Raw genomic sequence first — 12204 nt, 5'->3', positions numbered from 1 at the left:
ACCAACCCGCCGGCTTCCACCATAGCTGCGTGGGACAGGAGAACTGAGGAGTGCACATCCGAGCAGGCGGCGACCAACCCGGCGGCGAAGAGCCCGGTGGCGGGGATCAGCCGGGCGGCGGGGACCAGCCTAGTGGCGGCGACCAACCCGGCGGCGAAGAGCCCGGTGGCGGGGATCAGCCGGGCGGCGGCGACCAACCGGGCGGCGGTGATCAGCCAGGCGGCGGTGATCAGCCCAGTGGCGGTCCAAGCGGCAGCGTTCGTCCGCCCAGCACGGGCCCCGGAACTGGTGGCTCGGGCGGCAAGGGCGCCCTTCCATTCACCGGCTCTGGTCCAGTTGACATGATTGCCTTGGCGGCAATCCTGCTCCTGGGCACCGGCCTGGTGCTGCGTCGCCGCGCCCTAAGGCGCTAGCGCCAACTGACGACAGGGGCCCGTTCCCCCACACCTGCGGCAAGGCGGGTGCGGTGGAACGGGCCCCTGCCACGTCCCAATGTCTGTCCCCATCTCTCAAACCGGGGACGGTGATTGATTCGAACGATGGGGACACACATGACTGCGCCGACATAGCCGATCCTTTGATCAGCGACGCCGAGTGTCGCCTTTTATCTCCAATGTCGCTTCCTATCTACCCCAGGGTGCCGAATGTCGTTTTCTATCTACCCCAGGGCATCGAATGTCGTTTCCTATCTACCCCGCCGCCGCCCATAGCCTTCTGACCAGCTAATACGCCACGCAACGCAAGATAGAAAACGACATTGGTCGCCAAGGAGTGGATATAAAACGACATTGGGCGTGGATCGGTGGATAAAAAGCGACATTGGGCAAGGATGGGTGGATAGGAAGCGACACTGGCCGCGGAGCTGTGAGCGGAAGACGGCATCGGGCGCGGAACGGTGTATTAAGGGCAACACTGGCCGCTGAGCTGTGACCGCCGAAGACGGCATCGGCGCGGAACGGTGGATACAAAGCGGCGCCGCGCGCTGAACGGTGGACGGGCCAAGGCGCCCGAGGCGTGGGCCGATCGCAACCCGACCGCGCCGCGAAGGAACGCGGCCCATGGCCCGGTGCGGCTCCCGGTCGGCGTGCGGGTCCAGGCGGTAACCTTTTGGGCGGGGCAGCATCACCCAACCAAACTCGGCGATTGGAACCACCACCATGGCACTTTGGACCCTGCACGGCGATGGCAAGAAGATTCCACCGGGGGAGGTGGTGGCCCCTGGTGAGCGGCTGGTTTGGTCACGCACCATCTCGATGGGCATGCAGCATGTGGTGGCCATGTTCGGGGCCACCTTCCTGGTGCCGCTCATCACGGATTTCCCGCCCGCCACCACGCTGTTCTTCAGCGGCATTGGCACGGCGCTGTTCTTGCTGTTGACCCGCAACCGGCTGCCGTCCTACCTGGGTTCGAGCTTCGCCTTCATCTCGCCGATCCTGGCTGCCAATGTGGGGGCGGGCGGCATGGGCAAGGCCCTGTTCGGGGTCATGATGGCGGGCCTGCTGCTGGCCGTGGTCGGATGGATTGTCCATGTGGCCGGGGCGGGCTGGCTGAACGCTTTCATGCCGCCGGTCATGACGGGGACCATCGTCATGATGATCGGCTTCAACTTGGCCGGCACGGCGTGGAAAACCCTGGACAACAAGGGTCAAATCAATGGCGGCATGGCCCACGCGCCCCTCACGGCTTGGATCACAGTCGTCTCAATTGTGCTGATCACGGTGCTGTTCCGGGGCCTGATCGGCCGCTTGTCGGTGCTCCTCGGGGTCGCCTGCGGTTACATCGCGGCGCTGATCCAGGGCCAGGTTAACTTTGAGGCCATCAGGGAGGCGGCTTGGATTGGTCTGCCCGAATTCCACGCGCCAAGCGTCGATTGGGCCGTGCTCCCCATGTTCCTGCCGGTGGTGCTTGTGTTGATCGCGGAGAACGTGGGCCACGTCAAGTCCGTGGCGTTGATGACGGGTCAGAACTACGACAAGTCGATGGGCCGGGCGCTGATGGCGGACGGCTTGGCGACGGCGCTGGCCGGGGCGGGCGGCGGTTCCGGCACCACGACCTACGCGGAGAACATCGGCGTGATGGCCGCAACCAAGGTTTACTCGACCGCCGTGTATTGGGTGGCGGCCGCCACCGCCCTGGTGTTGTCGCTGATCCCCAAGTTCGGCGAGGCCGTCCACACCGTCCCGCCGGGAGTGATCGGCGGCGCGGGGATTGTCCTTTACGGCATGATCGGCCTGCTGGGCGCCCGCATCTGGGTGGAGAACAAGGTCGACTTCGCCAACCCGGTCAACTTGTTCCCGGCCGCCGCCGCCTTGATCCTCGGCATTGCGAACGCCACCTTCACTTTCGGCCGGATCGAAATCACCGGCATTGTGGTCGGCACCATCACCGCGTTCGCGCTCTACCACGCCATGCGCGCCGTCGCCAAGTGGCGCGGCACCGGCGTGGCCGCATAGCAGCGCGCCCAGCCTAAAGTCAGCGCCAGGTCTCTCATCTCACCCAGTCCGGGGTTTACTTCGTCCACCGTGATCATCAGGCCCGTGCCGTGCTGCGCCAATAGGTCCAGAAGCCGGTTCATCTGGTAGCGCCAGGAGGGTTCCGGCTCCGTCTCGCGGCTTACCTGTATGGAGAATGGACCCATCCCAATACCGTCCAAGTGGACACTGTCGCCGACCAGCAGGTGGGCCAGGCCATGCCGTGTGCCGTCCAGGATGTTCTTCAGCATCCCCGTCGAGGCGCTGACCTCGGCAGCGACCCACTGCTCTCGTTCCGCCGCTTCCCTGGCGGCGTCGAGCAGTACGGTCTTGCCCATCCCTAGCGGGCCGGTCAGCAGCACCGCCCTCAAAGGTGATCCGATCCCCTCCATGATGCCGTCATGGATGTCTTCGATGATTGGACCCCGACCGATCAACTCGGGTGGCGCCATACCGAATGTCGGCTTGAACGGGTTCGGTTCGGTCATCGGCTGCTCCTGCCACTGGCTCGGGGAATCCTTTTTATTGTTTTTTATTTTTGTGATAGCGGCTGGGCCGCAGTCGCGGCGCTCAAACGGTCCGCCGGCCTCACCGCCAGATTGGCCTTTCTTGGCGGCCGTCGCGGTCAGTTCGGCCCCACGCTCCCCCCAACCTGCCCCGCGCGGAATCCGGGGGCTGCGGCGCATTGTAAAGGCCGCCTAGTGGCAAGCTGGGACGCATGTCAATGCCCATGGGCGGCCCGATGTTCCGGTCTTTCCGCCAGGACCCCTCGGTCACCAGCCACCAGTTGAGCCGCCCGGTCCTCAAGCGGATCCTCGGCTTCGCCAGGCCGTACCGGGGCACAATCGCGATCTTCCTGGTCCTGATCGCGTTGGACGCCGCCCTTGGCGCCGTCACGCCGCTGATCTACTCGGCGATCATCGACAAAGGCATAGCCCAGGGCCGCACGGGGATTGTGATGGCCCTGGCCGGACTGCTGGCGGGGATCGCGCTGATCGCCGCCGGCCTGTCTTTCGCGGAGCGCTATCTGAGCGCCAGAATCGGCGAGGGGCTGATCTTCGACTTGCGCACCAGGGTGTTCAGCCATGTGCAGCAGATGAGCCTGGCGTTCTTCTCGCGCACGCAGACGGGGGCGCTGACCCAGCGCTTGAACGGCGACGTGCTGGGGGCGCAGCGCGCGTTCACCTCCACTCTGTCCTCGGTGGTGTCAAACACGCTGACAGTGGTGTTCGTGATCGGGGCAATGCTGTCCATGTCGTGGAAGGTGACGCTGGTCTCCCTGATTCTGCTGCCGGTCTTCGTCGCGCCGGTGCGCTGGGTGGGCCGCAAGCTGGCGGACATAACCAGGCAGTCCATGGATTTGAACGCCGCCATGTCCCAGACCATGACGGAGCGTTTCTCGGTCGCCGGGGCCGCGTTGGTCAAGAACTACGGCGACCCGGCCCGCGAGGCGTCGGGTTACGCCGCCGACGCCGATGCCGTCCGCCGCGTCGGCATCAAGTCCACCATGTACGCGAGCGCGTTCCGCATTGGCATGACCCTGGTGGCCTCGATAGCAGTCGCCGTGGTCTACGGCCTGGGCGGCTGGCTCTCGATCCGGGGCGAGTTGACCATCGGCGTGGTGGTCGCCCTGGTCACCTTCCTGAACAGGCTGTACGGCCCCATCACGGCCCTGTCGAATGTTCAAGTGGACATCATGACCACGCTGGTGTCCTTCGAGCGGGTCCTGGAGGTGCTGGACCTTCAGCCCTTGGTCCGCGACGCCCCGGACGCCCAAGACCTGAAATGGGACGATGCCGTCCAGACCGTCCCAGCCATCCGCTTCGACCACGTGTGGTTCCGCTACCCAACCCCGAAGGAGGTGTCCCTGGCCTCGCTGGAGCCAGCCGCGCCGGAGTCAGCGCCCGGGGAGGGCGCGCCCGCAAGGGGCCGCCGCCCATCCCGCGCCGGCCGCGGGGGCGCGGGCAAGGCCGGCGTCACGGCGGCCGGCGGGAGCCCGGATGGCCTGGGCGCCGGCGGCGGGGCCAACGGCGAACGCGACGGAAAGGCTGGAGGGCCGGACGGCATCGGGCAAGGCGGCGGCGTGGGGGGCGCCGGGGAGGAAACGCCGGAATGGACCTTGGCGGACGTGTCGTTCGAGGTGCCGCGCGGGGCGCTGGTGGCGCTGGTGGGGCCCTCCGGGGCGGGGAAGTCGACCACGTCGTTGCTGGTGCCCAGGCTGTATGACGCGACGCGGGGCCAGGTGGAATTGTGCGGCCTGGATGTGCGCGGGCTGACCGGGACCTCGATCAATCAGACGGTGGGCATGGTCAGCCAGGACGCGCACCTGTTCCACACGTCGCTGCGGGCGAACCTGGTGTACGCGCGGCCGGCGGCGACGGAGGCGGAGGTGTGGGCGGCGTTGGAGCGCGCGCAGGCCCAGTTCGTGCGGGACTTGCCGGAGGGGTTGGACACGGTGGTGGGGGACCGGGGGTACCGGCTGTCAGGCGGGGAGCGCCAGCGCGTGGCGATAGCGCGGCTGCTGCTGAAGGCGCCGGAGATCGTGGTCTTGGACGAGGCGACCGCGCACCTGGATTCCAATTCGGAACAGGCGGTCCAGCGGGCTCTGGCGGAGGCGCTGCGGGGCCGCACCTCGCTGGTCATAGCGCACCGCCTGTCAACCATCCGGAATGCGGACCAAATCCTGGTCCTGGACGCGGGCCGGATCGTGGAACGCGGCACCCACGAACAACTCTTGGCGGCGGGCGGGCTCTACGCCGACCTCTACAGGATCCAATTCGCGGCGCCACCGCAATGATTGCGGGCTCGGAAAGAAATGGGGACGGTACCTATTTCTGGCGAGCCAGAAAATAGGTACCGTCCCCATTTCTTCCGTCAGGCGTCTGCGCTCAGCTCTGGCACCCACTTACCGTTCTCGACCTTGTAGACGGTGAGCACTCTGGCTGTGTTGTCGCCGAATTCATCGAAGGTTATGGCGCCCGTGGCGCCAGAGGATGTTGTCTTGCCTATGGCTTCCACGACGGCCAACCGCGCCGATTGCACGTCCGCGGCGTCCGCGAGAGCCGTTTTCAAGGCTTCAATGATCAGGTTCGCGGCATCGTAGGAATAAGCGCCGTAGGCCGAGTATCCGTCCTTGAAGCCTGCCGCCGCATACGCCTCAACGAAGGCCTTCGCGGAGTCGAGTTCCTCCACGGGGGCGCCCACGGACGTGGCCATATCGCCCTCTGAGGATTCGCCTGCGAGTTCGATATATGACTCGTCGAAGATTCCGTCCCCGCTGACCAGCGGGATACTGAGTCCAGCGGCGCGCATCTGTTTGGCAAGCGGGCCGGCCACCGGCGACTGGCCCCCGTAGTAGAGCGCTTGTGGCGAGGTGGCTTTCACCTTGGTGATGACGGCGTTGTAGTCGTCATCTTCCAAGTTGACCGTCTCCGCGGCGGTGATCTCGCCGCCGTTGGCCGTGAAGTATTCCGTGAACGCCTCCGCGATGCCTTGACCGTAGACCTGCTTGTCATGGACGGTGGCTACCTTCTTGATGCCTTGCTCAAGGAGATACTTCGCCGCGAATGGGCCCAGCCAGTCGTCGGTCGGGCAAAGGCGGAAGAAGGTTTCATAGGACCGGGAAGGGGTTGAAAGGTCGGCGCCCTTGGTCAGCGACGGGTTGGTCGCCGAGGGGGCGAGTTGCACAATTCCGGCCGCGTCGAAAACCGGCTGCGCTTGCTGCACCACCGAGGAGTTCATGGGGCCGATCACGCCGATAACCTCCGGGTCGCCTGCGAGCTTGGTGGCGGCGTTCTTGCCGACGTCCGGACTGCCCTGATCGTCCTCGTCCACCACTTCGATCCTCCATCCCGGCAGGGCGCCCGAGTCGTTGGCTTGCTGCGCGGCCAACTGGACGGAGTTGCGGATCCCAACGCCGAAGCTGCTCAAGTCACCGCTGAGGGGTGCGACAACGCCGATCTTTACGACTTTCTCCTCCGCTGTGGCACCGTCCGATCCGGCTTGTTCTTGGTCGCGCGAACCGCAACCGCTCAGCGCCAAAAGCGCCATTGCAAGGGTTAGACTCAGTGCTCGTTTCATTATTCCTCCAAGGCCTAATTGGTGACTATTTGTAGGGGTTGAGGTCGCGGCGGAATCACCCGTCACGCGTTGGCGACGGCCTTGATCGAGGCCTCCAGGATGTCCATGCCCTTTTGCAGTTCTTCCTCACTTGCCGTCAGCGGCGGGGCTATGCGGAAAATCCCGCCCATTCCCGGCAACTGCACTATGTTCAGGTGCAGGCCGCGTTCTAGGCAGGCCTTCGTGACGGCCTTGCCCAGAGCGTCGGCCGGAGTCTTGCTCGCCTTGTCGCTGACCAGCTCTATCCCCTGGAGTAGGCCCCTGCCGCGCACGTCGCCGACCACTTCGATGCTGTCCCGCATGGCGAAGAGGCGTTCGCCCAGCAACTTGCCGAGTTGGCCAGCCCGTGCTACCAGACCGTCCCGCTCGATCACATCGAGCACGGTCAGGGCCACAGTGGCGGCCAGCGGATCCGAGGCGTGGGTCGTGAAGAACAGGTAGCCGCGCTCCTGGGCGACCGCGTCGATCTCGGGGCTGGAAAGGACGGCCGCAACGGGCAAGCCGGCGCCGAGCGTCTTGGAGAGCGTGAGGATGTCAGGCGCAACGCCGTCCCGCTCAAAGGCGTACATTTGGCCGGTCCGGCCCAGGCCGGTCTGCGCCTCGTCCAGTATCAACAGCATCTCGCGTTCGGCGCATTTCCGCTTCAAGGCGGCCAGATATCCGACGGGCATGTCGATGATGCCGCCCGAGGAGAGGATGGGTTCTACCAGACAGGCCGCCAAAGCGCCACATGATTGCCTGTCGATCAAGTCGAAGCCGTAGTCGAGTTCGGTCTGCCAGTCATAGGAGCCGTCAGCGCCCCAGAACGGCGAACGGTACGCGTTGGGCGACGGGAGGGCGAGGTTGCCGGGCACAGCGGGTCCGTAGCCGTGGCGACCGGCGGAATAGGTGACGCCCGCCGCCCCTGAGGTCATGCCGTGCCAGGAGCGGTCGAACGAGACGATCTCGAACTTACCCGTATAGATCTTCGCCAGTTTCATGGCGGCCTCGTTCGACTCCGCGCCCGTGCTCAGGAGCGCCATCTTCGATAGATTCTCCGGCAACGTTCCGGCCAGACGTTTTGCCAGGTCCACCACGGGTCGGCTGAGCATCCCGGAGTAGAGATGGTCTACGGTGTTCACGGACCGTGTGACGGCTTTGATGATGTCTGGATTGGCGTGGCCGAGGACCGCGCTCATCTGGCCGGAGGTGAAGTCGAGGATGGCTTGGCCGTCGCTGTCATACACGTATGTGCCCTCGCCGCGCTCGATGATCCGAGGTATGAACGAGACGCCGTAATGCAGCAGGTAGCGGTCAACGTCTTCCCAAAAAGTGTCACTCACGGGGGAATCTCCTAAAGGTGTTCGGAAGGGGCAACAGTGACAGCCATTAGTTACGCTCACGTTACTTACGCATTGAGGGCTCTTCACGGCGCGTGTCTAAAGGGTGCCGCTACCCCGAAATTGATTCGCCTTAGTGCCCAGTTTGTCGCACGTTTGTAACCGATTCTTTCGTATTGGGTTATCTCCGCGTAACAAGCCGGTGGTTCATTGAGTTGCCCCTCCGAACTTGATGAGGAGCAGGAGTGAAGCAGAAACCCCAACCAGAAACCGGTGAGGCCGAATAGCGGACGCGCCGTGGGTGCCCTTTCCAAGGCGTCGCACACGGACCGCGCGGAAAGGCGAGATGGACGTAACTCTTCTCTTGGAGCAGGCCATCAACGGTCTGTCGCTCGGATCGTTGTACGCTCTCATCGCGGTCGGCTACACCGTGGTCTACGGGATAGTGCAGTTAATCAACTTCGCCCACGGCGAGATCTTCATGATGGGCGCGTTCGGTTCGCTGACGGTTTACCTGTTGGTCGGCTCGCCCACCCACCTGACGGCGGGAATGGCCCTCGGTGTTCTGTTTCCTGGGATGATCGCGGGTGGCGTGGCCCTCGCGACGGGCACCGCGTTGCTGACGGAGAGGTTCGCCTACCGCCCGCTGCGCGGGGCGCCCAGGCTAGCACCTCTCATCTCGGCTATCGGCATCTCGGTGTTCCTGCAGGAATTCATCCGCCTCTTCTACGGCCGCATCCCCGGCTTCCCGGACTCCAAACGGGCGATTCCGTTTCCACACATTGAAGGAATCACCGGCAACACCATCCAACTTGGATCGGTCGCCGTGAAAGCGTCCTCGGTCTTCACCGTGGTCGCGTTGGCCGTCTGCACAGCGTTTCTTTGGTACTACATCAACAAGACTCAGACCGGACGGGCCATGGTCGCCACGGCGCAGGATCCGGACATGGCCCGGTTGATGGGCATCAACGTTGACGTGGTCATCATGCGGGCGTTCGCGGTGGGCGCGGGGTTGGCGGCCGTCGCGGGCGTGGCTCAAGGCCTGTACATAGGAAACATCGACTTCAAAATGGGTTTCATGGCCGGCCTGAAGGCCTTCACCGCGGCGGTGCTCGGCGGGATTGGGAACATCAACGGCGCGCTGGTTGGAGGTCTGGTGCTCGGCGTGGTGGAAGCGTTCGCCGCCCAACTCGGACCCACGGCGTGGAAGGACGTTTGGGCGTTCGTCATTCTGATCCTGGTACTGGTCTTCCGGCCTCGCGGGTTGCTCGGCGCACGGGTGGTTGACCGCGCATGACCGCACGTCCTGCCGCCCGCGAGTCGTGGCCTCGCGTGGCCGCCATTGTCGCGTCCGTCACCGCGCTGGGGTCCATCATGTCGCCGTGGGCGTACGGCAAGAAGGCCCTGGACGACATGACTTTGTGGGCAAACCCGTCGTTCCTGCAGGTGTGCTTCGGTCTGCTGATGCTGGTCGCGCTGCTGTGCCTGCTCGAGCACTATGTGGCCGGGCGAATCGGCTGGATGGACCGGGCGATCGCATGGAACGACACGGCCAAGTGGGCCGGGTTGGGCGCGTCCTGCTACGCGCTGGCCTGCCTCACGTCGGTGGCGGTGGTCAACGGCGGCCTCGTGATGATCGAGCCCGGCGGCTGGGTGGCGCTGGGCTCGTCGGTCGCCGCGGGCGCCTGCTCGGTCCTGCTTCCGGCATCCCCCGAGCCGATCTTCGAACGGCTTCGCTGCCCCACGTGGGTGCAGATCCTGGCAATAGTGGCGGTGACGGCCAGCCTGATCTTGGCTGCGGCGTTCGTACTCAACCAATCTGATGTCGACGACTTCCTCGTCTTCGCCGTCTTCATCGCTGCCGCGATCCTGGTCTTCAAGGCCACGGGGTTTTTCGGCTGGCTGTCGCTTGCTGCCGCCAACAACCGGAAGGTCCTCGTCATGTCGGCCTTCGTGGCCGCCTTCACCTTTCCGCTGACGCAGAACGGCTCGGACGCCAACATGTCGGTCGCCGCGCAGGTACTGGTCTTCGCGGCCACGGCAATCGGGCTGAACATAGTGGTCGGGCTTGTCGGGCTGCTCGACCTGGGCTACATCGCCTTCCTGGGCGCGGGCGCGTTTACAGCTGCGGTGCTGTCCAGGTCCGCGTTCGCAACGTTGAGCATAGACGTGCCGTTTCCCGTGACGGTGCTCATCGCCGGGGGAACGGCGGCATTGCTCGGCCTGCTCATCGGCACGCCGACGCTGCGTGTGTCAGGGGACTACCTGGCGATTGTGACGTTGGCCTTCGGGGAGATCTTTCGTATCACCATGAACAACCTGGACGGCTCAGACGGTCCGGATGTCACGCACGGTTCTAACGGCATCCCCGCCATCCCCAATCTGGATCTGTTCGGCTTCAATTTCGGCGATATGCACAGCATCTTCGGGATCGACCTGGGGAGGCACGCCAACTACTACTGGCTCCTTTTGATAATCATCGGCCTGATCATATTGGTCTTTAACAACCTCAACCACTCTCGGATCGGGCGCGGCTGGGTCGCGATCCGGGAGGACGAGTTGGCGGCCGAAGCGATGGGCGTGAACACATACGGGCTGAAGCTGCTCGCCTTTGCCGGCGGCGCGTTTCTGGCCGGCGTGGCCGGCTCGGTGAAGGCCTACACCGACACCGCCGTTTCCCCCGACCAGTACGTCTTCCTCGAATCCGCGTTCCTTCTGGCAGCGGTTGTGCTGGGCGGAATGGGCACAGTGGCGGGCGTGTTGATCGGCGCGACGCTGCTGAAACTGCTGCCTGAGAAGCTGCGGTTCTTCGAGGACTACAGGCTGCTGATCTTCGGCGCGCTGCTAGTGGTGATGATGCGGTTCCGGCCAGAGGGGATCGTCGCCGACCAACGGCGTCGGCTCGAATTCCACGACACGGACGAGCAACTGGCCGAAGAAGCGGAAGAGGATCTGACCACCCACCGCTTGCACCTCAACATTGAGAAAGGCACGCGATGAACCCGCCGAGCAACATGACCACCGACGAAGCGGTCAATAGAGTCCAGCACACAGACCGCGGCGTTCTGCTGCAGGCCTCCCATGTGACTATGCGTTTCGGAGGCCTCACCGCGGTGGATGACGTCTCGGCGCAGATCCACCACGGAGAGATCGTCGGCCTGATCGGGCCCAACGGTGCCGGGAAGACTACGTTCTTCAATTGCCTCACCGGCCTTTACAAGCCGACCAGTGGAGAGGTTCGCCTGAAAGGGAAGGCGCTTCCTCCAAAGCCCCGGCTCGTGGTGAAGGCCGGAGTGGCGCGAACGTTTCAGAACATTCGGCTCTTTCACGACATGACGGCAATGGAAAACGTGATGGTCGGCATGTACTGCCGCACCAAGACGAACGCGTTCGAAGCCATTTTCCGGCTGCCGAGGCACCGCCGGGAGGAGAGACTAGCCGTGGAAGTGGCGATGCGTTGGCTGGAATTCGTGGGGCTTGCCGACCAGGCGAACACGCTCTCCCGCAACCTTCCCTACGGCGACCAGCGCCGACTGGAGATTGCCCGTGCTCTCGCCACGGAACCGGTCCTGCTCTTGCTGGACGAGCCGACCGCCGGCATGAACCCGAACGAGACCCGTGACGCCGAGGACCTGATCTTCCGGATCCGTGACATGGGCCTGGCGATCTTGGTTATTGAACACGACATGCGCTTCATCTTTAGCCTCTGCGACCGGGTGCTGTGCCTTGTCCAGGGCGCCGTACTGATCGAGGGCACCGGCGAGCAAGTGCAGAGCGATCCTCGCGTGATCGAGGCCTACCTGGGATCCCCGCAGCCGGGAGGCGGAGATGCTTGAGGTCAGGGACTTGGAGGTCGCCTACGGCCGGGTGAAAGCGGTGAAGGGCATAACCCTGAGCGTCAAGCAGGGCCAGATCGTCACCCTTTTGGGAATCAATGGGGCGGGCAAATCCACCACGCTGCGTTGCATCTCCGGCCTCATCGCGGCAGTCGGCGGGGAAGTCTGGTTCGAAGGCGAACGAATCGACAAGCTCCCCGCTCACAAGATTGTGCAGCGCGGCATTGCGCAATCGCCTGAGGGGCGGCGCCTGTTCAAGAGCATGTCGGTGGCGGACAACCTCATGTTGGGTTCGTTCTCCCGCAAGGATCCCGCCGGAATACGGCGGGATCTCGAACGCGTCTACTCGATGTTCGACGTTCTGGCGAAGCGCCGCGACGAGTCGGCCGGCTTGTTCTCCGGCGGCGAACAGCAGATGATCGCCATAGGGCGCGCCATGATGAGCAACCCGAAACTGCT

10 protein-coding genes are annotated in these 12204 nt (G+C 64.4%); 7 read left to right on the top strand and 3 right to left on the bottom strand.

Translation table 11 applies throughout. The features are described from left to right. Both LBC97_16730 and LBC97_16725 read left to right on the top strand, forming a co-directional pair. Positions 1-345 (top strand): hypothetical protein (locus LBC97_16730; protein MDR2567661.1); only part of this gene is annotated, 345 nt, incomplete at its 5' end. An 812-nt stretch (positions 346-1157) separates the two neighbouring features. Next, complete coding sequence (locus LBC97_16725) at positions 1158-2453, top strand: NCS2 family nucleobase:cation symporter (protein MDR2567660.1); 1296 nt, start codon at positions 1158-1160, stop codon at positions 2451-2453. On the opposite strand, the gene LBC97_16720 is transcribed toward LBC97_16725, so the two are convergent. After that, positions 2399-2959 (bottom strand): ATP-binding protein, encoded by a 561-nt coding sequence (locus tag LBC97_16720; protein MDR2567659.1) that lies wholly within the window; start codon positions 2957-2959, stop codon positions 2399-2401. The two genes, LBC97_16725 and LBC97_16720, sit on opposite strands and share 55 nt — an antisense overlap. Before the next feature lie 230 nt (positions 2960-3189). Between LBC97_16720 and LBC97_16715 the strand changes: the two genes are divergently transcribed. Next, positions 3190-5268 carry an ABC transporter ATP-binding protein/permease gene (locus LBC97_16715; protein MDR2567658.1) on the top strand — a complete coding sequence of 693 codons (2079 nt, stop codon included), beginning with the start codon at positions 3190-3192 and terminating at the stop codon, positions 5266-5268. Positions 5269-5345: 77 nt separating this feature from the next. Here LBC97_16715 and LBC97_16710 read toward each other — a convergent pair whose 3' ends face one another. Together LBC97_16710 and LBC97_16705 are read right to left on the bottom strand one after the other, a co-directional pair. Next, on the bottom strand, positions 5346-6551 hold the full coding sequence (locus LBC97_16710) for a branched-chain amino acid ABC transporter substrate-binding protein (protein ID MDR2567657.1): 1206 nt from the start codon (positions 6549-6551) through the stop codon (positions 5346-5348). Positions 6552-6613: 62 nt separating this feature from the next. Beyond that, complete coding sequence (locus LBC97_16705; protein ID MDR2567656.1) at positions 6614-7912, bottom strand: aspartate aminotransferase family protein; 1299 nt, start codon at positions 7910-7912, stop codon at positions 6614-6616. A 343-nt stretch (positions 7913-8255) separates the two neighbouring features. Between LBC97_16705 and LBC97_16700 the strand changes: the two genes are divergently transcribed. From LBC97_16700 to LBC97_16685, 4 genes are all read left to right on the top strand, one after another. Then, positions 8256-9206, top strand: a complete 951-nt coding sequence (locus tag LBC97_16700; GenBank protein MDR2567655.1) for a branched-chain amino acid ABC transporter permease — start codon at positions 8256-8258, stop codon at positions 9204-9206. Further along, positions 9203-10909: a hypothetical protein gene (locus LBC97_16695; GenBank protein MDR2567654.1), complete on the top strand. Its 1707-nt coding sequence runs from the start codon at positions 9203-9205 to the stop codon at positions 10907-10909. The genes LBC97_16700 and LBC97_16695 overlap by 4 nt, the downstream gene beginning before the upstream one ends. A 14-nt stretch (positions 10910-10923) precedes the next feature. Further along, positions 10924-11745 (top strand): ABC transporter ATP-binding protein, encoded by an 822-nt coding sequence (locus LBC97_16690; protein ID MDR2567653.1) that lies wholly within the window; start codon positions 10924-10926, stop codon positions 11743-11745. Further along, on the top strand, positions 11738-12204 hold a 467-nt coding region (locus tag LBC97_16685; GenBank protein MDR2567652.1), incomplete at its 3' end, for an ATP-binding cassette domain-containing protein. The genes LBC97_16690 and LBC97_16685, both read left to right, overlap by 8 nt.

Source organism: Bifidobacteriaceae bacterium (genome assembly GCA_031281585.1).
Classification (GTDB): Bacteria; Actinomycetota; Actinomycetes; order Actinomycetales; family WQXJ01; genus JAIRTF01.
Note: the sequence above shows the minus strand (reverse complement) of the source record. Positions and strands in the feature narration are given on the sequence as shown.